Here is a 21,581-nt window from a genome sequence, read left to right on the forward strand (position 1 = left end):
CATTATGGAGTAGATAAAAATGAAAGAAACGCAAAGGCAGATTCAGAAGGAGCAAACAAGAATAAAAATACTTAATGCAGCATATGAGGAATTTGGTAAAAGAGGCATTATGTTAACAAGAACATCTGATATTGCAAAAAAGGCAGGTGTTTCGCACGGAACGGTTTTTGCCCATTTTAAAACTCAAGAGGAACTTATAACTGCAGTAATTGAGGATTTTGAGGCTAAAATGATGAAGCGTACACATGAACTTGCTGAAAACTGCTTTGGAGTTAGAGAAGTGCTTAGTGCGCATCTTCAAGGTATTAAAGAGTTTGAAACTTTTTATACTAGGCTTGTTATTGAAATAAGGATGCTTCCAAAGTCATCAAGAACCACATTTATATCCCTTCAATCTGGGTTGTCTTTTCACTTAAGTAAGATTTTAAATAAGGAAATAGAAGAGCATAAAATTGTTGATTTACCAATTTATTTTTTATTTAATAATTGGAATGGACTTATAAATTATTATTTGGTTAATGGTGACTTATTTGCACCAGGAGAATCAGTAATAGAAAGATGCGGCGATGAGCTATTGGATTATTTTATGAAGCTTATTAAAGATAAACCATTGTGAAACTTAAAATTTATTTGTATCAAAATGCCATCTTCTGGGCATTATGATGCACATGAATTTTAATAGTTGAAATGGTTTATCTATAAGGATAAACCATTGTGAAATTTAAAATTATAATAAAATATAGTTATGAGGTGTAAGTTAGATGATAAAATGGAATAGTGAATATGTTATTGGAATAGACAAGATAGATGAGCAGCATAAAAAATTATTTGAAATAGCAAATAAAGCTTATGATCTTTTAAAGGATGAATTTTCAATTGATAAGTATGATAAGATTGTTGCAATAATCAAAGAATTACAGGATTATACAAAATATCACTTTAAGTTTGAAGAAGACTATATGGCAAGTATAGGCTATAGAAAATTTTTCGCTCAAAAGGTAGCACATGATGATTTTATTAAAAAAATTTATAGCATTGATTTAAAAAAGATTGATAGTAATCAGGATAAGGCTATAATAAAATTACTAGACTTTGTTGTTGAGTGGATTGGTGAGCATATTAAAGAAGAGGATAGTCAAATAGGTAAATAAACAAAAATTTAGTACAAACAAAATAAGAATAGGGAGCTCTCTATAAAAATGATGCGATTAATAACATCATCTTTATACGGAGCTCCCTATTCTTATAGATATAGCATATGGTTCTCAGCGAAGCTGACAACATTAAGTTTAAGATTTAGATAAGCAGAAAGCGAAAGGTAAATCATCCTTCACTGTACTCTGCTCTGCTCGTATAAATATTTATTGACATATTAAAAACTAAGTAGTAAAATGAGTTTAAAGTCATTGAGTGATTAGTCAATAGAATTGATGAAAGGAATTGATATTATGAAAAATTGTGTTGCATGCGGAATGCCAATGAATGAAAAAGAAGATTATGCTATGGGAGATACAAATAAAAATTATTGTAAATATTGCATGAGAGAAGATGGCTCAATGCAATCTTATGATGAAAAACTGGTTGGAATGACTAATTTTATTGTTCATACACAAGGAATTGATGAAAATGCGGCAAAACTGGCAGCAAAAGAAATGATGGATAAGCTTCCAGCTTGGAAAGATAGGAGATAATATGAATAATTATGATAATTTTTTCTTAGGGGTAAATAATCTAAGAGAAGCAAAAGAATATTATGAAAACACTTTAGGTTTAAAGTTAAAATTTGATTTTTCAAGTAAAGGTATGCTAGCATTTAATGTTGGTGACTTGGAACCAGCAATTATTTTGAAGGATAAAAATATTTTTAAGGATATAAAACCTACTATTTGGTTTCAGGTTGAAAATGTGGAGAAGGAATATGAAAAATTACTGAAAAGTGGAGTAGAATTTTTATCTAGACCTTTTAAAATTCAAACTGGTATGGCTGTAGAATTTGAAGATCCTTTTGGAAATAGATTAGGAATTACAGATTATTCAAGTTAAAATATATCCCCAATATAGCACACAAATCAAATAATTTAAATATAATATTAGATGAAACTACTTATTTACTTGGGAGAAATATTATGTATTACTACTATAATATATGTAATTCTCAAAGAATAGAAAAAACTTATGGTACGCTGCTTGATGAAAATGGCGTTAATATCATGAAAATAGGAAGTAATGGATGGATAATTTTAGATGAGAACCCTTCTACAGGATATTCATGGAAATTGATTAAGGATAATTCAGGCACATATAAGGTTATAAAAAAGTTTTATTTGCCAACAAATACCGGTAAGGTTGGAGCACCAGGAAAAGCAGTATGGATTATAAAGGCGGTAGATACAGGCATGGGAACTATAACCCTTAGGTATAGTAGGGCATACTCTATGGAAGCTAGTGATAAAGAAGTAACTTATGAAATAAATGTAATCTAAAATTATGCGAAGTAAGAGCATTTTGGAACATTAAATAGCATCAATAAATCTAAGAGGAATTTTGGTGTAGTACAGAAACAATATTCATTACAGAAATCTTTAGAATTACTATATTAATTTGTTATAAAATAATTATATATTGTGAAAAAAAGAGATAGTGGATTAATCAAATAGCCTTTGGTAGGTGGGGAAAAAAATGATGTTAGGGAATAGCATTGAAAAAATATTTTAAATAAAATTGTATAAAACTTAGTGGAAAATTTTTTAAAGTTTTAGAGATTTAGATTGTCTGAGCATCTTTTTGCGAGTTATCTAAAGCTCTTAAGCTTTAAAAAATTTGCCGCTTAGTTTTATTAATTTTATTTAAGATTTTAAGATGCTATTCACTAACATCATTTTGCTACACCTACCAAAGGCTATTTGATTTTGCACTACACTTTGCTTTGCAATATTTATTTATTAATCATTGTGTTAAATTTAGGCAATATAATAATTCTCCATCAATAATTTTGCCTGTGTTTTTAAATCCAAAACTTTCATAAAGATGTTTTCCAATCTTGTTTTCTGGATCAAAGGATAAATAAATTTCACTGCAATCTTTAAGTTTTTTCATTTCTTCAATAATTATTCCTAAAGCTGTTTTTCCATATCCTTTTCCTTGATATTTATAATCTATCATGATTCTACAGAGTTCATAAAAGTTGTGTTCATAGCAATATCCGTACATAGTAAATCCAATCATCTTATCATCATCATATATTGCTTTAGTAATCCAACCTTTTTCAATTTTTGATTGAGCAATAGATAAGGCATTTGAAGCTACAAATTCTTCACAAACAAAGTGTTTATTATTTTCATTTGTGGTTAAAAAAATGCATTCCACCCAATTATCTTCGTTAATTTCTTTTAAGCATAAATTCATTAAAAAGTCACCTGCCTATATGTAATTATAACCATATAATCATTATAAAGTAATTTATATAAATGTTCAATAATAGTAATTGGCATTTGACAATAACAAAAATAAGATATATAATAATGGCAAATGCCAATTATACCTTAAGGAGGAATTTAAGTGCCAAGACCAATTAAATATAGAAAAGTTGAAAACTTGCCTAAGTATACATATTTTATGCCAGCAGGAGTAAGAAAATGTGAACTTCAAGAAATATTATTAAAGGTTGAAGAACTTGAAGCTATGAGACTTAAAGATATAGAAGAGTTAAATCAAGAAGAATGTGCTGAAAGAATGCAGGTTTCAAGGCAGACCTTCCAAAATATAATAGATAGTGCAAGAAAAAAAATTGCTTTGGCACTTACTCAGGGAAAAGCAATAAATATAAGTGGCGGAAATTATACAAAAAATTTATGTAAGTTTAAATGTGCAGCTTGTGGGAATATCTATGAAATAAAATACGAGGAAGATAAAGATGCCTGCCCATCATGTGGTTCAAAAGAAGTGGTGTGCAGCAAAAAAAGTGATTTCTGCCATAGAATGTGTCATAAGAGGTGCAAAAATAATAAAAGTATTGGAGGAAATTTAAATGAAAATAGCAATACCTAATAATGGAAGTGAATTGAATCAGCATTTTGGTAAAAGTAAAAGTTTTATGATTGGAACAATAGAAAATGGCAAGATTGAAAAGCTTGAGGAAGTGTCAACAGTTGAGCTTGCACATCAGCATGAGGGATTGGCAGATTTACTTGCTAAACATAATGTGGATGTAGTTATAACTGGTGGAATAGGAATGGGTGCACTTCAGCCTCTAAAAGCGAAAGGTTTCAAGGTTATAAAGGGAGCTCAAGGTGAATGTAAGGATGTTATGGAAAGCTATATTAGTGGTAAATTAGAAGATAAAAATGTAATGTGTAATCATCATTGTAATCACTAACACAGCAGTAGAATGTTAGAAAAGTTCAAAGATATATGAATTTAAAGTTAAATTTATGTATCTTTGAACTTTTTTTGTTACTATAAATGCTATAATTATGCTATGTTTTAAATAAGTTTGTTAAAATATAGAAAAGAGAGATACTATGGTAACAGAGATATATGATTTAGGAATTGTTAAAGATGAACAATTAAAATTTGCGGTTATAGTTTCAAAGTTTGATGACAAGTTTGTATATGCAAAACATAAAAAAAGAGATACGTGGGAAATTCCAGGTGGACATAGGGAATTAAATGAAGAAATTAATTTAACAGCAGAACGAGAATTAAAAGAAGAAACTGGAGCAATTAATTTTAAAATAACCCCAGTATGCGATTATTCAGTAAAAAGAGAAGGACAAGACAAGGATTACGGAAGGGTGTACTATGCACAAATTGAAGAATTAGGGGAATTGCCTGATTTTGAAATTGGAGAAATAGGATTGTTTGACTATTTACCAGAAAAACTTACATATCCAGAAATTCAACCTATTATACTTAAATGGGTTATGAAATATAGAGCAGAAGATGAATGGTTTACTATTGAAAAAATAGATAATGAAACTTATGCTATAAGCGAATATGGACACTGGGAGAAGGTTCATTCATATTTGCTCATAGGCAAAAATAAAGCACTTTTAATTGATACGGGTCTTGGAATTGGCAATATAAGAAATGAAGTTGAAAAACTAACAAACCTGCCTATAATAGTGATTACTACCCACGTTCATTGGGATCATATAGGTGGGCATTGTTTGTTTGATACTATTTATGTTTATAAAAATGAAGTAGATTGGTTAAGAAATGGCATAGGTATTCCGATTAATGTAATTAAGAAGAATATTATGGAAAAACCTTTTAACAAAAAATTGCCAATAGAATTTAACATTGATAATTATAAAATTTACAGAGGAGAACCTAAAAGGATATTAAATGATAATGATATTATCGATATTGGACAGAGAAAATTAAGAATAATTCATACCCCGGGACATTCACCAGGACATATTTGTATTTTTGAAGAGGAAAGGGGATATTTATATACAGGTGATTTAATTTATAGGGGAACTTTATATGCGTTTTACCCAACCACTGATCCTGTACTTTTTAAGAAATCAGTTGATAAAATTAGCGAGCTTAAAGGCATAGCAAGGCTGCTTCCAGCACATAATGATATAAATATATCAATTACTTTAATGTATGATATAAAAAAAGCATTTAAAGATATTGAGGATAAAAATATGTTAAAACAAGGCAGCGGAATATTTGATTTTGATGAATTTAGAATAAAGATATAGGAGAAAATTTATGAAATATAAATTAGTATGTATTGACATGGATGGCACACTTCTAAATAGTAAGAAGAGAGTAAGCGATTTTAATAAATCTGCAATTAAAAAAGCTCATGAGCTTGGTGCTCAAATAGTTATAACTACTGGCAGGGTATATGAAAATGCAGAATTTTATTCAAACCTTATAGGAGTAAAATCACCTGTCATTGCATCAAATGGAGCTATTATAAAAGAAAAGTGTACAAATGAAATTATTTATAAAAGACCTATTGGTATTGAAATTTTAAAAGATATTGTAAGTATATGCAATAAGTATAGGGTTAAGGCAAATTTTAATACTCATAATAGCTTTATTTGTGGAAGCAAGTTTACATATGTACTCATAAATAAGTTATTTTTAAAATCTATGAAGTTATCTAGTAATGGTAAATTAAACCTTGAGTATTTTAAAGATGGACATGAACTTATGAAAAAACTAGAAGAGAAATATGATGATATTATTAAATGTGAAATAATACATATAAGTGCTAAGAAGATTAGCGCCTTAAAAAAAGAGCTTCAAGGCTTAGAGGATATTGAAGTTGTAAGTTCATCTACAAATAATATTGAAATTACTGCTAAACACGTTTCAAAGGGAAAAGCAGTTGAAGCTTTAGCTAAATATTATAAAATACAAAGAGAAGAGATAATCTGTATTGGCGATAGTGAAAATGATTTATCTATGATAGAGTATGCTGGGCTTGGAGTAGCCATGGGCAATGCAAGAGAATTTATAAAGGATAAGGCGGATTATGTTACAGATACAAACAATAATGATGGGGTGGGAAAAGTTATTGATAAGTTTATACTAAAGGAAAATGTGGCATGCGGTCATAATTAATTAAATTATAATATAAAATTAATGCGAACCAAGGCAAGTGAAGGGTTTAACGATGCTGTGCACGTTAAATGTACACATACTAGGGGTTTGGGCATAAGACCATGTAGGTTCTTTAATCATAGATAAGTACTTTAAATAGTAACATTACTAAAACTCAGTAGACTACAGACCTAAATCCGAAAGTTAATGTTATTTTTCCTCCGCCTTGCTACGGAAAAATTATAAATTTAAATTAAAGATTTTCCATAGCAAAGCGGAGGAAAATCAACATTTACTTTTTACCAAAGGTAAAATCCTTCACCTTTGACAAGCGTAGTTATGTAAAAACCTTCACTTTTCACATAGTGAAAAAGTTAACCTTTTAACGTGAAAAGCATCGTTAAAAACTTTCACTTGAGTTGCTTCGCAATATTTAAATTAGTGTAACAGCACGTTTGTATTCTTTTCCCCACTCGCACATATGTGAAAGTATAGGTTTTAAACTTTCTCCAATTTCTGTTAGCCCATATTCAACCCTTGGAGGAACTTCCGCGTAAACTTTTCTGTAAATTATTCCGTACTTTTCTAATTCTTTAAGTTGCATAGTTAAAGTTTTTTGTGTTATACCAGGTAATAGGCGTTGAAGTTCGTTAAATCTAATTATATTTTTAGATAAGTTCCATAAAATCCCCAATTTCCATTTGCCGCTTAATATATTGATAGTTATATCCATTGGACAAGTATCTACTAAATTTTTTGATTTTGACATTTTGCCCTCCAAATTTTTTAGCTATAGATATACAATCTGGAACATTGAAATTGGAAATTCCAAGTTTATCCTGACTAAAGGAAGGCAAATCATCCTTAATTGTGAACTGTGCATTGTGAATTGAAAATATTAGCATAAGGATACATTTGGTATTTATAATTTCAATGTTTCAAGTTGTATATCTATACTCAAAGCATTTTTATAACTTAATAGTATCATTTTTGATATTACATTTCAAATTTGTGCGTACTTATATTTAATATTTAAGGATGATATACTCCTAGATGAAATATAAGTTGTAGGAGTGATATAAATGATAATTGATAGTCATGCACATGTTATTTTGCCAACAGAAAAACATATAGCTTTAATGGATGAGGCTGGGATTGATAAAACAATTCTTTTTTCTACCTCAATACATCCAGAAATGGCTAATAATTTAGAGGACTATGAAAAAGAGTTAAATAAGCTTTATGATATTATTTCTGGCAGAGGAAATGCTATTGAAACAAAAATAAAATCCATCAAGGAGCAGTGTGAGGTTATTAAAAAATATCCATCAAGGTTTTATGGTTTTGGAAATGTACCAGCAGGCTTAGATTATGAACAAACAGCTTCGTGGATAGAGGAATATGTGGTTAGAAATAATTTTATTGGCATTGGAGAAGTTACAATACCTTCTGGAAAAGTTGAAACTTTAGATAGCATGTTTAAAGCAGCACATGATTTCTCAAATCTTCCAATTTGGATTCATGCATTTTGGCCTTTAGATTTAGAGGATATAAGGGGGATATTTAAATTATCAAAGCAATATCAAAATGTTCCGGTAATAATAGGACATTTAGGAGGAGTAAACTGGCTAGAGGTAATTAAAATGGCAAAAGAAACTGAAAATATTTATATTGATTTATCAGCTGCTTATGCTGTAGCTCCTTTAAAGATGGCAATAGAGGAAATGCCGGATAAATGCTTGTTTAGTACAGATCTTCCGTTTGGGGATTTAGCAGTAGGTAGGTATACTGTAGAGCGTGCCTGCACTGATAAGGTAATTATAAATAAAGTTATGGGAGAAAACATAGAAAGACTTTTAAAAATATAAGATAATTGTATATTGACTAAAAATATTTTAATGCGTAACTTAAAATTATTGCGAACTAAATCAAGTGAAGGTTTTTAATTTCGCCTTGCTCATTAAAAGACTAACTTTTTCACTTGCGTGAAAAGTGAAGGGTTTAATGATGCTACGCACGTTAAAGATTAACTTTTCGGATAAATCCGAAAGTTAAGGTTATTTTTCCTCCGCCTTGCTACAGAAAAATTATAAATTTAAATTAAAGATTTTCCATAGCAAAGCGAAGGAAAATCATCCTTTGCTTTTCACATAAGTGAAAAAGTTCACCTTTTAACGAGCAAAGCAAGTTAAAACCCTTAACTATTAGCTTTTTCGCCTTCTTTTTAGGCGAAAAAATTTAACTATTACTTCACAATATTTTAGATTTCACTATGAACTAATATTTACTGCAACATAATCTTTGTATTACATCTCCAAAAAAATACTGCTAATACGTGATCTATGCATTTCTATAATCAATTCTTTAGCATCCATATTGTCATATTTATCAATTAAATTAGATATAACATTGAGGGCTTTTTCGGATAGATTTTTAAATACTCTTTGTTTTGTTTCTTTATCCGCGCCAACAAGTGAAATTGCTAAGGTAGTTTCATCAATTTTTTTTAGCATTTTTTGTATGTCCATATCATCCATTTGAGAAATATTTTTAAAGGTCATATCATAACTTTTTTTGTTGATAGGTTTAAGTACTAAGCAATTATCTTGTATGTCTAATTCCATTTCGTCTTCAATTTCGCATTGTTTTATAATAGATTGTGGAATTCTTATACCTTTAGAATTTCCTATTTGAATAACTGATAAATTCATGTAAATCACTCCTTATATAATTATTTTGTAATTACAATGTAATTATATAACTTTGAAATAAATATTTCAATATTTTGATGAAATTTAAAGTAAAATTGTAAAGTCCTACAAAAATATAAGAGTTATTGCTGTAAAATAAAAAAATATATAGTAAAATTAGATTAAAGGTTTTATAATGTTTTAAAGATAAAGCACCTTGAAACTTAAAATTTATTTGTATCAAAATCATCTTATGGGCATTATGATGCACATGAATTTTAATAGTTGAAATGGTTTATCTATAGGAGCATGTGAAAAATATAGGTATTCTTTTTTACGAGCCACTCATAAGGCTTTATGCGTGGTATAGTAAAACCTATAGAATACCTTTTTTCACATCCTCCTTTATAAGAAAATGGGGGAAAATTAATGAAAATAAGAAACATTGAAAAAGAAGATATAAAAGTACTTTCAGAACTTGCTGAATATCATAAAGTATTAGCTTTAATAAAAAATGGAGAGACTAAATTAGAATGGTGCTTTGTTATTGAAGATAATAACAGTTTTTGGGGAAGAATAGTATATGGTGTTATTGATGAACAATTGATTATACTAGATATAAGTTTTACAAGTGACAATAGAAGCTTTCAAAATGAATTATTACAGATTAGTTTGAAAAAAATGAAGTCAAATGGATTTAATGAAGTTCAATGCCATTTATATTCTGATAGAACAAATTTTCAGCAATATGTAAATATGTTAACTGAAAATGGATTTAAAATTACACAAGAAAAGAAAAGCTTTGTATGGGAGGAGGATGGATTTAATAAACTATCGAAAAAATTGATTTTTAAAAGCTTATCGGAAGTGACTTTTGATGAATATATAGATGTTATTGAAAAAGTTACAGAAGGTACACTAGATAAAGATGACTTAGATTGTGTAAGAAAATTTGGAAGTAGGAAGGCGGCAATAGACTATTTCAACATATTAAAAGATATAGATTTTAATGCAGAATGGTGGAAATTAGCATATACATATAGTGATGAACTAGTAGGTTTGGTGGTGCCACAAAAATTTGATGAGAGAGTTGGAGCCATAAACTATATAGGGGTTTTACAAGAAAAAAGAGGAAATGGATATGTAAAGGATTTATTAGTAGAAGGCATTAGAATTTTAAATGAAAATGGTATAAAAAAGATAATAGGCGATATTGATGTGAGCAATTATCCGCTAGATAAAGCTCTAAATAATTTAGATTTTAAAATAGATTGCAGAATGTTAGTTCTAAAATTGAATTTACAGTGAATAGTAAAGGAGACTTATTCTATGGGGGATATATACGAAAATAGTAAATCAAATGCAGAAAAGTTTATTATAATTTACAATGAATTAGATAGATATATGAGGACTTGTCTCAATGAAGATGAGAGAATAGGACATACAGATTTAATTAAACGCATGGCAAAAAGAAGTAAGCTATTTTTAAAGAATAAAGATGATTTGATGCTTTTTGCAAGGCTTAGAAATTCAATAGTACACAATCCATATAATAGTGAACTAGATCCAATTGCAGAACCACATGATAAAATTATTAAAAGATATAAAGAAATAAGGGATAGCCTATTAAATCCACCTACTGCCTTAAGTACAATTGCTGTAAAGGGGAAAAATATTTATTCGATTACTTTGGAGGAATATGTTTTTGATGTTATGAATGTGATGAAGGAAAATAATTACACCCATGTACCAGTTATAGATAAGGATAATATGATGCTTGGTGTGTTTAGTGAAAGTACTGTATTTGCTTATATGGTTAAAAATGAATATATTTCAATTAATAGAAAAACTAAAATAAAAGAATTTGAAGAGTTTATTCCCATTCAAAAGCATGAAAATGAATTTTTCCCATTTGTGCCTGAAGGTACATTAACTGTAGAAATTGAAGAAATGTTTCAAAGAAAGCTGCAAGGAAAGAAGAGGCTGGCAGTAATTTATATTACAGAAACAGGAAAAGTTAAGGAAAAAATTCTAGGTCTAATAACGGCTTGGGATGTGGCAGCTAAGTAATATAGATATACCAGTTGAAATAGTAAAAGTGATAATACTAAATGTGTTAAATTACAATTTAACATAGAGTACGGAGTACAGAGTACAGAGTACAACGAAGGATGATTTTTCTCCGTTAGCACTACGAAAAATCTGAGAACTTATTTTTTTATTGCTTACGCAATCGCACCATACATGGTGCTCAGCGAAGCTGACAATATTAAGTTTAAGATTTACCTGAGAGAAGCGAAAGGCAAATCATCATTCACTGTACTCTGTACTCTGTCATCTGTACTCTGCTCTACAAATTGTAATTTAGTGATGAAACAACCTAACATTGGAAAATGCCATTACCATATCATATTTGTTACAAGATTCTATAACAACATCATCTCTTATTGAGCCGCCAGGTTGTACGATGTATTTAACTCCGCTTTTTGCTGCTCTATCAATGTTGTCTCTAAATGGGAAGAAAGCATCTGAACCAAGAGAGACATTAGTTAAATTTGATAGCCAGGAAGCCTTTTCTTCAAGGGATAACCTATTAGGTATATTCTTTAATATATTTCCCCAATCTTTAGTTTCCGCTTCAGTTAAATCATCACGAAGAAATTGGTCTATTAAATTATCCCTTTCTGGCCTTGAAACACCTTCTTTAAATGGAAGTTCAAGTATTGCTGGATGCTGACGTAGGAACCATATGTCAGCTTTTGAAGCAGCAAGTCTTGTGCAGTGAATTCTTGATTGTTGACCTGCACCAACGCCGATAACTTGACCATTCAAGGCAAAACATACAGAATTTGATTGAGTATATTTTAGTGTAATCATTGATATTATAAGGTCACGCTTTGCTTCTTCAGTTAAATTTTTGTTATCAGTTACTATATTGGTTAGTAAATCTTCTGTTATTGCAATATTATCTCTTTTTTGCTCAAAAATTATGCCATATATTTCTCTTTTTTCTGTTATGTTTTCAGGCTCGTAATCAAAGTCTATTTTAATTATGCAGTAATTACCCTTTTTCTTTTGTTTTAATATTTCAAGAGCTTCTTCTGTGTAACCTGGTGCAATTATGCCATCTGATACAGAGCGTTTTAAGATTTTTGCTGTAGGAACATCAACAATGTCACTTATTGCCACAAAATCTCCATAGGAGGACATCCTATCTGCGCCTCTTGCCCTTGCATAGGCAGTAGCAACAGGCGATAAATCAATATCCTCTACAGAATATGACTTTTTTAATGTTTCATTTAAAGGAATACCAACTGCGGCACCAGCAGGACTTACATGTTTAAAAGATGCTGCTGCTGGAAGTCCAGTTGCTATTTTTAGTTCCTTAACTAGCTGCCAAGAATTAAAAGCATCCATGAAATTTATATAACCAGGTTTACCATTCAAGATTTCAAAAGGTAATGTGCCCTTTGAAATGTAAACTTTAGCTGGTTTTTGATGTGGATTACAACCATACTTTAATGTGATTTCAGAATTTTTCATTTTTTCCCTCCAAAATATTTATTTGACTATGTTTTAAACGCAAAAAAGCCTGGGTAAATTATAATATTCACCCAGGCGGTCGATTTCGATATATATCATGCTCCCTATGGTTAATTCCATTTCCGCCAGTTACATGATACCTTTAGTAGAATTATATAATACATAAGCTATAAAAGTCAAATATATAAGCTTAATTTTGTGCTATAATTAAAGATAAATCACTTGAAACTTCAAAATTAATTTGTATCAAAATGCCATGTTCTGGGCATTATGATGCAAATTGATTTTGGTAGTTGAACTGGTTTATCTATAACGATATACCATTGTGAAACTTTAAATTTATAGATAAAATCATGAAGAACGAAAGGAAGCAGAAGATGAATGTACTTATTGAGGTTTTAACTAGAACTGTATTAGAAACAGCATATTTTACAGGAATTATTATTTTAGTGGGGCTTTTTCTTGGAATACTTAGAAATAATTCTATAAAAAATTTTCAAAGAAGTTTTGGAAGTAAAGCTGTAATGATAACAGGAGTAATTGGAGTACCAATACATGAACTTAGTCATGCTTTTTTAGCATTGATATTTGGTCATAAAATAAATGAAATAAAGTTGCTTCAAGAACCTGATGCAAATGGAGTGCTTGGATATGTTAATCACTCATATAATACACGAAGTATTTATCAGCAGATAGGAAACTTTTTCATAGGTATTGCGCCTATTTTTGGAGGTATTGCATCAATAATTATTTTGATGAAATTTACAATTAATGGTGCATATAATGATTTCATAAATATTGTAGTTCGAAATTTTCATATTACAAATTTAAATAAAGCAATTATAGAAGGTATTATTAATTCATATTTTGGATTAGTAAAGTCTATATTTTCAATTAAAAATTTTGGTAATCCACGATTTTATATATTTTTACTTATAGCTATATGCATATCCTCACACATATCCCTTAGTACTGCAGATATAAAAGGCGCTTCAAGAGGACTTGGCATAATATTTATTATATTGTTTTTGCTTAATATGTTTGGTTTATTTAAATATGTTTCAGCAATTGATATAATTAGGTATAATGTTTTGATAACAAGTTTTCTTTTTATTGCGGTAGTGCTTTCACTTATTACATTTTTAGTAAGTCTCGTAGCAGTTACCATAAGTTCAAAAAAATATTAAAAAGTTGTTTACAAATTAGGTAAAGGATAGTATTATATATTAGAAAATAAAATTTAATATCTCGTTAGGTGAGGTTACTACATGGATATACGCTACTGCCCAGAAATGTCGAGAGACGCCCATGGGTCAGCAGGTACTGCCGAATTAAGGTTTTACTTAATGTAGCTGACTACATTCATACTAGTTTATGAATGCTTATGCTCAAAGCTGTGTAGTGCTAAAACTCAACGAATGGAGAAAATTAAGCTTTAATATAAGTGTTTTTTTGTTGCGATTTTTTAATCTCTTCATTCGTTGTGATGGAGAGATTTTTATTTTGCTTAAAAATAAGGAGGTGGTTACTCATGGAAGATGGTCCTGATGGTGATAAGTTTAAAATTGAAAAAGAAAATTTAATCGTTATTCTAATGGGTAATCGCTGTTTAGGGAGCGATACTCAAAGATAAACAACTTGAAAAATAGAAATTGCAAATACTGAGTTTATTCTGATAAATTACAATTTTTGGAGCAGAGTACAGATGACAGAGTACAGAGTACAGAGTACAGTGAATGATGATTTACCTTTCGCTTTTTTCAGGTAAATCTTAAACTTAAATGGTGCCAGCTTCGCTAAGCACCATATATGGCGCTATTACGCAGCAATAAAAAAATAAGTTTTGAGATTTTTCGTAGTGCTAACGGAGAAAAATCGTCCTTCATTGTACTCTGTACTCTGTACTTTGTACTCTGATTCAAATTGTAATTTAACAGGATCAATTTGGTGCTGGAAATATAAATTTTTTAAATTGTTTATCTATAGTAAAGGAGGTTATCGTTATGGAATTAAAAGAAATAATAAATAAAATTGATATAGCAGTTGAAGGTTTATCACAAAAAGAAGCTGAGCAGAGATTGGAGAAGTATGGTTTAAATGAAGTAGAAAGTGAAAAAAAGAAATCTGTGCTTCAAAGACTTCTTGAAAATGTAAAAAATCCTCTTGTAATATTGCTAGGTGTACTTGCTATAATATCTTATGTTACTGGAGATTTAAGAGCAGCTTTGGTTATGTGTGCAATGGTACTTTTAGGCGTGGTGTTAAAATTTGTGCAAGAAATGAAAGCAGATAATTCTGCTGAGCAGCTTAAAGCAATGGTAAATATAACTACTGCGGTAATTAGGGATGGAGTTCAAAAGGAAATACCTTTAAAAATGTTAGTACCAGGTGATATTATTCATTTATCCTCAGGTGACATGATACCAGCGGATGTAGAAATTTTAACCTCAAAGGATTTATTTATTAATCAATCTGCACTTACGGGAGAATCACTGCCAGTAGAAAAATTTTTAACAGAGGATGAATATAAAAATCCACTTGAAAATCCAAGACTGTGTTTTATGGGATCTAATGTTGAAAGCGGAACAGCAATAGCCGCTATTAAAACGACAGGAAGTAAAACTTATTTTGGGAAGCTTAGCAGTAAAATTACTGAAGAAAGATTAATGACAAGCTTTGACAAAGGTGTTAACAAATTTACCTGGCTAATGATTAAATTAATTTTCGTTTTAGCTCCGGTTGTATTTTTAATCAATGGGATAGTTAAAGGAAACTGGTGGGAGGCTTTTTTATTTGCAATTTCGGTTGCAGTTGGCTTAACTCCAGAAATGCTTCCTATGATAGTTACTGTAAACTTATCAAAAGGTGCTATAACAATGTCTAAAAAAAAGGTTATAGTAAAAAAGTTAAATGCTATACAAAACTTTGGTGCTATGGATATATTATGCACAGATAAAACTGGAACAATAACTTGTGGTAAGGTTGTTTTACAAAAGCATATAAATATATACGGCAAAGAGAGCCAAAGAGTTCTTAAATATGGCTATATGAATAGCTTTTATCAGACTGGCTTAAAAAATCTTATGGACGTAGCTATACTTGAACACAGAAATGATGGAGAAGATTTTAACATTGAAAATAAATATGAAAAAATTGATGAAATTCCATTTGATTTTATGAGAAAAAGAATGTCAGTAGTTGTTAGAAATAAAAGATTGGAAGACGTTTTAATTTGTAAGGGTGCAGTTGAAGAGGTATTAAGCTTATGCAATAAATATGAAACAAAAGAAGGAACAGAACCCTTTGTAGGAAAGATGACAAAGGAAATTACAAGGATAGTTACAGATTTAAATAAAGAAGGTTATAGGGTTATAGCAGTTGCATATAAAAACTCAAAAAACTATAAAAAGGAATATTCAGTTGAAGATGAAAGAAATCTTACGCTCCTTGGTTTTATGGCATTTTTAGATCCGCCAAAGGAAACCTCAAAAGAAGCAATTGAAAAGTTTCATAAGAACAGTGTTGATGTAAAAATACTCACAGGTGACAATGATATAGTGACAAAAAAGATTTGCGCGGAAGTAAATTTACCTATTGATTCAATTTTACTCGGAAGCGATATTGATGAAATGTCAGATGAAAAATTGGCTGTAGCAGCAGAAAAAACTACTGTATTTGCAAAATTGTCGCCAATGCATAAAGAGAGAATTATAAAAGCGCTTCAAAGTAAAAATCATGTTGTTGGATTTATGGGAGATGGGATAAATGATGCACCAGCACTTAAAACAGCAGATGTTGGTATTTCAGTAGATACTGCTGTAGATATTGCAAAAGAATCTTCTGATATAATACTTCTTGAAAATAGTCTTTTAGTGCTTGAAGAGGGAGTTCTTGAAGGAAGAAGAGTATTTGGTAACATTGTTAAGTACATTAAAATGACTGCAAGCTCAAACTTCGGAAATATGTTTAGTGTTATTGGAGCAAGTATATTTGTACCATTTTTGCCTATGCTTCCAATACAGGTGCTTACAAATAATCTGCTTTATGATATATCTCAAACAGCAATACCTACAGATAAAGTTGATGATGAATGGATTGAAAAACCAAGAAAGTGGTCTGTTGATGAAATTAAAAGATATATTTTTCATATAGGACCAATTAGCTCAATATTTGACTATACAACTTATTTTATGATGCTCTATATATTCAAAGCATGGCATAATCCAGCTTTATTTCAAACAGGATGGTTCTTAGAATCACTATTTACTCAGACGCTTATAATTCATGTAATCAGAACAAATAAGGTGCCATTTATTCAAAGTATAGCAAGTAAGCCTTTAATAATAACTTCAATACTAATTATGACCTTTGGTGCATTTCTGATTAATTCACCATTTGCAAGTGCATTTGGCTTTGTAAAATTACCTCTGCTCTATTATCCTTTGTTAGCATTGACATTGTTATGCTATGTAATACTGACTCAAGGAATAAAAGCTTGGTATGTAAAAAAATATGCTGATGTTGAATAAAATTTGGGAAGGAGATGTAAATTAATATGTTAGAATTAATAGTTATTAGACATGGACAATCTACTGCAGATATCGAAAAAAGGTATGAGGGAAGAGCAGATTTTGAACTTACAGATTTGGGTAGAGCACAGGCTTATAAAGCAGCTAAATGGATATATGAAAAATTTAAGATTGATTTAATTATCAGTAGTCCATTGAAAAGAGCAGCGGAAACGGCTGAGATTATTGGAGGAGAAATTGGTAAAGTAGTTAAATATGATGACGGGCTCATGGAGTGGAATAACGGAATTTTGCAGGGACTTCTTATAAAAGAAGCAGAAAAGAAATATCCTATGCCTAAAGGTGGAAGAAAATATTATGACAGAATTGAAAAGGGTGAATCAGCAATAGAATTTAGAGCTAGGGCAGAAGCTTTCTTGGCTAAATTAATTGATAAATATAACGTAGAAGAAAAGGATAAAAGAATTTTAATAGTAAGTCATGGTGGAATGATTTCTATGCTATTTCAAAGCTTTTTAGACTTATCTATAAATTGTAAGGTTAGTGCAGCTAGTGCGGATACTGGAATTCACATATGGAGAATTTCTGATAACAGAAGAATTATAGTAAAGATAAATAGCCAAGAACATTTATTATAGATATACAACTTAGAACATTGAAATTACAAGTACTAAGTTTATCCTGACAAATTATGTGTACGGAATTGTATATATCTATAAGTTTAGGTATAATTAAAATATAAGAATTAATAATTTCCATGTTTCAGATTGGCTAGCTACAGATTAGGAAAGAAGGAATTAGTTATGTTAGGAAAAAAAACAAAGCATCTTGAAAGTATAGTTAACTCAATAGACAAATTATTATCTACTGAAAAAGAACAAAAGTTGAGAAGTAAATTGGGAAATCAAATACATGATTATATATTTGATGATGAAATCACAGATAAAATTAATTTATGCGATTTCTCAAATTTAGGTATAGGAGATGGCTTAGAAGGAGAGCAATTGGCGTTTCTTTTTTCAACAATATTTCCTGTATTTATAGAAGAAAAAGATGTTGTGTATAGATTATATAGACATAAGATTGAAGTTGATTTATCAGATGAAATTGCTGATAGATATATTTTTATATTTTCAGAGGGAAGGCTTACTTCAGGTTTATTTCAATGTTTTAGACTTTATGACGATGAATATGTATATGGAATTAAAAGAATAATAAATGTAATACCAAAACTTAAACAGGCTATTTTAAAGGAACTAGATAATCTTGAAAGAAGTAATAAGAATTTTAAAGAAAATGTAACTGATTTAAAAAATAAAGTTGAAATGGCTGAAAAAAATTATGATGCACTAATGGGAGATTTAAAAAAATTATAAATGTATTTATTGAGAATAATTTCAAGATATAACATATAAATTTTTAGCCTTAATCTTTAAATTAATTAATATTTGTTGTAAAATATTATTATAAATTACATTTGGGGAGTGATTCGTTGAGAGGAGAAAGATGTGTAGTTTGTGGCAAAGATGGAGAGAGGCACCATATAGTTTATAAAAGTCAAGGAGGCTTGGACTTTCCTCTTAATTATGTATATTTATGTGCTGAACATCACAGAGGTGTTAATGGACCTCATAAAAACAGAAAAGTTGATTTAGAATACAAGCTAGATATGCAAAGACGAATAGAAAAAATACTTACAAATGATTACTATAAAATGAAGGATTTTATGGAATTGCTTCATATTAATAAGAGACAGGCTAAAGTTATAACAAGTGATTTTAGGTTATATAAAGAAGGATATAAGACAATAGATATTATTAAAAGAATTATGGGTGGAAAACTGTATCATGATTATATGTTAAGTGATAATTATGATGAATCCTGGGAAGAAATAGATAATTTAGTTTGCAGATAATTAAAAGAACCGCGCGCAGCGGTTCTTTTTTAGATTGAAGTTTCTTTTAAAATCTTGTATAAACCTTCAGTTATTCTTTCAAAATCTTCTTTAAATAAGATTCCATTTATAACTTGAGATTTTATAAGCTTACCTTCTTTATCATATACATTTATAGAATCACTTTTTCCTCTAAATGTAAAATCACCCAATACTTTTTCCATAAATAAGTCCTCCTTGCTAAACTGGTTTCATTATATATATTTATAAAATAACGTTATCTCTCATTATACAAAATTAAGAATAAAATTTCAAGTAAAAGGTAAACATAATTTTAAAGGAGATGATAAATGTGTCACATAGCACAGGAAAAAAGGTAACAAAAAAATTTTCACATGCTGAAGATAAACCAGAGCCAGTTGAAGTTAAATATTCAAGAGAGCAGTCAACTTATCATGCTTCAAAAGATCACAAGAAGTATAATGAGACAATTAAAGAGAATTTAACTAAGTAGTTATAAAATAACATTTTAATCAAAATTTGTATAAAAAAAGGAAAAATGATAATACTTCTTTATAGGGAATACTCTATTGAAATTAAAATACATGTACAAGTTGAGATTTTATTGTAAACCCTGTAGGGAGTGATTATTTTGAAAAAAAATTTGATTTTGTGCACAGATGAAGAATTATGGAATATTAAAATGAGTTTATGGGCTTATAGAAACTTCCTTTTTAAAGAGAAGAGAAATGGAAATAAAAATGCTGACATTAGGGAAAAATCCATAAGAAATATTTTATGTGATTTAGAAAAGAATTGATATTTGTAGTTTCACTATAGGGTTAAGTCATTAAAAAAGGACTGCTTTCAGAATAATTTGAAAGCAGTCTTTTGTATATAGTTGAACTGGTTTATCTTTAATTCTTACACGATTTGAAGTTTAAGCATATTTGTTGAACCGGATTTAACTATAGGTATTCCAGCTGCAATAATTACTACATCGCCTTTTTTAATAAGCTTTTCTTCCAAAGCTCTAGCTATACATTCATCGATTAATTCATCGGTAGATGTAACTTTTTTAGATATAATAGGTGTTACACCAAAATTTAAAGATAGGCTTCTTGCAACCTTTTCATAAGGTGTAACAGCAATTATTGGGCAAGCAGGTTTATATTTTGAAACCATTTTTGCAGTAAGTCCACTTTGAGTCGCAGTTATAATAGCAGCGGCATTTACTTCGGCAGCTGTTGAGCAAGTAGCAAGACTTATAGCATTTGATAAATTTGTTAATGAAGTTTCTCTAAGTTTTTTAAGAAATTTTGCGTAATCAATGTGTTTTTCAGCATTTTGAGCTATTTTTGACATAGTTGTTGCAGCCTCTATTGGGTAAAGTCCGCTAGCACTTTCACCACTAAGCATTACCGCATCTGTACCATCATAAATTGCATTTGCAACATCTGAAGCTTCTGCTCTAGTTGGTCTTGGATTTCTTATCATTGAATCTAACATTTGAGTAGCAGTTATAACGAATTTACCTGCCAAGTTACACTTCTGTATTATCATTTTTTGTATGATTGGAACATTTTCAATTGGGATTTCAACACCCATATCGCCTCTTGCAACCATGATTGCATCTGCTTGTTCAATAATCCCATCTATGTTATCAACGCCTTCTTGAGTTTCAATTTTAGCTATTACCTTTATATCTTTGCCGCCATTTTTATTTAAAACATTTTTTACATCTATAATATCTTGAGCTTTTCTAATAAAAGAAGCAGCAACCATATCTGCTTCAACCTTGCAGGCAAATTCTAAGTCAGATATGTCTTTTTCTGTAATAGCAGGAAGACCAATTGATACATTTGGAACATTAACACCTTTATGATTTGAAATTGTACCACTTACAACGGCAGTACATTCAATTGTTTTACCGTTAACCGCGTCTACTTTAAATTCTAAAAGTCCGTCATCAACGAGTATTGTATCGCCTTTTTTTACTTCAGTATAAAGATTTTCATATGAGATTGAACATTTTGTTGAATCACCTAGTATTTCTTTGTCACATATTATAGAAAATGGCTCACCTTTTTTGATTTCAGCCTTATCATTTTCAAAATTATGAGTCCTTATTTTTGGACCCTTTATGTCGACTACGATAGAAACTGGTTTGTTTAAATCTTTTCTAAGTTGCTTAATTATATCTATTTTTTCTTTGTGACTTTCATGTGTTCCATGTGAAAAATTCAATCTAGCAGCATTCATTCCAACATTAATAAGGTTAGTTAAAGCTTCTTTAGTATCTGATGATGGTCCAATTGTAAATATCATTTTTGTTTTTTGCATGTAAATCACCCCTATAGT

At 29.8% G+C, this 21,581-nt stretch carries 25 protein-coding genes and 2 riboswitches; of the genes, 19 read left to right on the forward strand and 6 right to left on the reverse strand.

Features of this window, described 5'->3' with window-relative positions; all coding sequences use genetic code 11:
* Window positions 1-19: 19 nt before the first annotated feature.
* The 5 genes from CUEA01_RS04245 (at window position 20) to CUEA01_RS04265 (ending at window position 2,483) form a co-directional block, all read left to right on the forward strand.
* Window positions 20-616 (forward strand): TetR/AcrR family transcriptional regulator, encoded by a 597-nt coding sequence (locus tag CUEA01_RS04245; RefSeq protein ID WP_234118721.1) that lies wholly within the window; start codon window positions 20-22, stop codon window positions 614-616.
* Window positions 617-761: 145 nt separating this feature from the next.
* Entirely contained in the window at window positions 762-1,151 is a 390-nt protein-coding gene (locus CUEA01_RS04250; protein WP_234118724.1) for a bacteriohemerythrin, read from the forward strand.
* A 297-nt stretch (window positions 1,152-1,448) separates the two neighbouring features.
* Window positions 1,449-1,691, forward strand: a complete 243-nt coding sequence (locus CUEA01_RS04255; RefSeq protein WP_234118727.1) for a zinc ribbon domain-containing protein — start codon at window positions 1,449-1,451, stop codon at window positions 1,689-1,691.
* Window position 1,692: 1 nt separating this feature from the next.
* Window positions 1,693-2,043, forward strand: a complete 351-nt coding sequence (locus CUEA01_RS04260; protein ID WP_234118729.1) for a VOC family protein — start codon at window positions 1,693-1,695, stop codon at window positions 2,041-2,043.
* An 83-nt stretch (window positions 2,044-2,126) separates the two neighbouring features.
* On the forward strand, window positions 2,127-2,483 hold the full coding sequence (locus CUEA01_RS04265; protein WP_234118737.1) for a protease inhibitor I42 family protein: 357 nt from the start codon (window positions 2,127-2,129) through the stop codon (window positions 2,481-2,483).
* 463 nt (window positions 2,484-2,946) lie between these two features.
* Here the strand turns inward: CUEA01_RS04265 and CUEA01_RS04270 are convergent, their stop codons facing one another.
* Entirely contained in the window at window positions 2,947-3,405 is a 459-nt protein-coding gene (locus tag CUEA01_RS04270; protein WP_234118745.1) for a GNAT family N-acetyltransferase, read from the reverse strand.
* Between the two features lie 153 nt (window positions 3,406-3,558).
* On the opposite strand from CUEA01_RS04270, the gene CUEA01_RS04275 reads away from it, so the two are divergent.
* The 4 genes from CUEA01_RS04275 to CUEA01_RS04295 all read left to right on the forward strand — a co-directional run bounded on the left by CUEA01_RS04275 (window position 3,559) and on the right by CUEA01_RS04295 (window position 6,585).
* Window positions 3,559-4,047, forward strand: a complete 489-nt coding sequence (locus tag CUEA01_RS04275; protein ID WP_234118748.1) for a DUF134 domain-containing protein — start codon at window positions 3,559-3,561, stop codon at window positions 4,045-4,047.
* Window positions 4,028-4,375 (forward strand): NifB/NifX family molybdenum-iron cluster-binding protein, encoded by a 348-nt coding sequence (locus CUEA01_RS04280; RefSeq protein ID WP_234118750.1) that lies wholly within the window; start codon window positions 4,028-4,030, stop codon window positions 4,373-4,375. The genes CUEA01_RS04275 and CUEA01_RS04280 overlap by 20 nt, the downstream gene beginning before the upstream one ends.
* Before the next feature lie 145 nt (window positions 4,376-4,520).
* On the forward strand, window positions 4,521-5,711 hold the full coding sequence (locus tag CUEA01_RS04290) for an MBL fold metallo-hydrolase (RefSeq protein WP_329603964.1): 1,191 nt from the start codon (window positions 4,521-4,523) through the stop codon (window positions 5,709-5,711).
* Window positions 5,712-5,721: 10 nt separating this feature from the next.
* Window positions 5,722-6,585: a Cof-type HAD-IIB family hydrolase gene (locus tag CUEA01_RS04295; protein WP_234118752.1), complete on the forward strand. Its 864-nt coding sequence runs from the start codon at window positions 5,722-5,724 to the stop codon at window positions 6,583-6,585.
* Window positions 6,586-6,997: 412 nt separating this feature from the next.
* On the opposite strand, the gene CUEA01_RS04300 is transcribed toward CUEA01_RS04295, so the two are convergent.
* The gene (locus tag CUEA01_RS04300) at window positions 6,998-7,333 is read right to left on the reverse strand and encodes a winged helix-turn-helix transcriptional regulator (protein WP_234118754.1); all 336 of its coding nucleotides are present in this window, start codon (window positions 7,331-7,333) and stop codon (window positions 6,998-7,000) included.
* Between the two features lie 313 nt (window positions 7,334-7,646).
* Between CUEA01_RS04300 and CUEA01_RS04305 the strand changes: the two genes are divergently transcribed.
* On the forward strand, window positions 7,647-8,432 hold the full coding sequence (locus CUEA01_RS04305; RefSeq protein ID WP_234118756.1) for an amidohydrolase family protein: 786 nt from the start codon (window positions 7,647-7,649) through the stop codon (window positions 8,430-8,432).
* A gap of 438 nt (window positions 8,433-8,870) precedes the next feature.
* Here CUEA01_RS04305 and CUEA01_RS04310 read toward each other — a convergent pair whose 3' ends face one another.
* Window positions 8,871-9,275, reverse strand: a complete 405-nt coding sequence (locus CUEA01_RS04310) for an AbrB/MazE/SpoVT family DNA-binding domain-containing protein (RefSeq protein ID WP_234118758.1) — start codon at window positions 9,273-9,275, stop codon at window positions 8,871-8,873.
* 408 nt (window positions 9,276-9,683) lie between these two features.
* On the opposite strand from CUEA01_RS04310, the gene CUEA01_RS04315 reads away from it, so the two are divergent.
* Both CUEA01_RS04315 and CUEA01_RS04320 read left to right on the forward strand, forming a co-directional pair.
* Window positions 9,684-10,562, forward strand: coding sequence for a GNAT family N-acetyltransferase (locus CUEA01_RS04315; RefSeq protein ID WP_234118767.1), 879 nt, complete (start codon window positions 9,684-9,686; stop codon window positions 10,560-10,562).
* A 21-nt stretch (window positions 10,563-10,583) separates the two neighbouring features.
* Entirely contained in the window at window positions 10,584-11,324 is a 741-nt protein-coding gene (locus CUEA01_RS04320) for a CBS domain-containing protein (RefSeq protein WP_234118776.1), read from the forward strand.
* A 294-nt stretch (window positions 11,325-11,618) separates the two neighbouring features.
* On the opposite strand, the gene CUEA01_RS04325 is transcribed toward CUEA01_RS04320, so the two are convergent.
* Window positions 11,619-12,797 (reverse strand): phosphoribosylaminoimidazolecarboxamide formyltransferase, encoded by a 1,179-nt coding sequence (locus tag CUEA01_RS04325; protein ID WP_234118779.1) that lies wholly within the window; start codon window positions 12,795-12,797, stop codon window positions 11,619-11,621.
* Window positions 12,798-12,859: 62 nt separating this feature from the next.
* A riboswitch (ZMP/ZTP riboswitch) is annotated at window positions 12,860-12,940 on the reverse strand.
* 234 nt (window positions 12,941-13,174) lie between these two features.
* On the opposite strand from CUEA01_RS04325, the gene CUEA01_RS04330 reads away from it, so the two are divergent.
* The 5 genes from CUEA01_RS04330 to CUEA01_RS04350 all read left to right on the forward strand — a co-directional run bounded on the left by CUEA01_RS04330 (window position 13,175) and on the right by CUEA01_RS04350 (window position 19,241).
* Window positions 13,175-13,984: a hypothetical protein gene (locus CUEA01_RS04330; protein ID WP_234122121.1), complete on the forward strand. Its 810-nt coding sequence runs from the start codon at window positions 13,175-13,177 to the stop codon at window positions 13,982-13,984.
* Between the two features lie 53 nt (window positions 13,985-14,037).
* Window positions 14,038-14,228, forward strand: a riboswitch (M-box (ykoK) riboswitch).
* A 527-nt stretch (window positions 14,229-14,755) separates the two neighbouring features.
* On the forward strand, window positions 14,756-17,326 hold the full coding sequence (mgtA, locus tag CUEA01_RS04335; protein WP_407929243.1) for a magnesium-translocating P-type ATPase: 2,571 nt from the start codon (window positions 14,756-14,758) through the stop codon (window positions 17,324-17,326).
* Between the two features lie 26 nt (window positions 17,327-17,352).
* Window positions 17,353-17,964: a histidine phosphatase family protein gene (locus CUEA01_RS04340; protein WP_234118784.1), complete on the forward strand. Its 612-nt coding sequence runs from the start codon at window positions 17,353-17,355 to the stop codon at window positions 17,962-17,964.
* 165 nt (window positions 17,965-18,129) lie between these two features.
* Complete coding sequence (locus CUEA01_RS04345; protein ID WP_234118793.1) at window positions 18,130-18,702, forward strand: hypothetical protein; 573 nt, start codon at window positions 18,130-18,132, stop codon at window positions 18,700-18,702.
* A 116-nt stretch (window positions 18,703-18,818) separates the two neighbouring features.
* A complete protein-coding gene (locus CUEA01_RS04350) occupies window positions 18,819-19,241 on the forward strand; it encodes an HNH endonuclease (RefSeq protein ID WP_234118796.1) in 423 nt (140 codons plus the stop codon).
* A gap of 29 nt (window positions 19,242-19,270) precedes the next feature.
* Here CUEA01_RS04350 and CUEA01_RS04355 read toward each other — a convergent pair whose 3' ends face one another.
* The gene (locus tag CUEA01_RS04355) at window positions 19,271-19,444 is read right to left on the reverse strand and encodes a hypothetical protein (RefSeq protein WP_234118798.1); all 174 of its coding nucleotides are present in this window, start codon (window positions 19,442-19,444) and stop codon (window positions 19,271-19,273) included.
* 128 nt (window positions 19,445-19,572) lie between these two features.
* On the opposite strand from CUEA01_RS04355, the gene CUEA01_RS04360 reads away from it, so the two are divergent.
* Together CUEA01_RS04360 and CUEA01_RS04365 are read left to right on the forward strand one after the other, a co-directional pair.
* Window positions 19,573-19,734, forward strand: coding sequence for a hypothetical protein (locus tag CUEA01_RS04360; RefSeq protein WP_234118800.1), 162 nt, complete (start codon window positions 19,573-19,575; stop codon window positions 19,732-19,734).
* A gap of 138 nt (window positions 19,735-19,872) precedes the next feature.
* Entirely contained in the window at window positions 19,873-20,040 is a 168-nt protein-coding gene (locus tag CUEA01_RS04365; RefSeq protein ID WP_234118802.1) for a hypothetical protein, read from the forward strand.
* Window positions 20,041-20,144: 104 nt separating this feature from the next.
* Here the strand turns inward: CUEA01_RS04365 and pyk are convergent, their stop codons facing one another.
* On the reverse strand, window positions 20,145-21,563 hold the full coding sequence (pyk, locus tag CUEA01_RS04370; protein ID WP_234118819.1) for a pyruvate kinase: 1,419 nt from the start codon (window positions 21,561-21,563) through the stop codon (window positions 20,145-20,147).
* Window positions 21,564-21,581: the final 18 nt, after the last annotated feature.

The sequence above is a fragment of the Clostridium hydrogenum genome, from assembly GCF_021432385.1.
Taxonomy (GTDB): Bacteria; Bacillota; Clostridia; order Clostridiales; family Clostridiaceae; genus Clostridium_S; species Clostridium_S hydrogenum.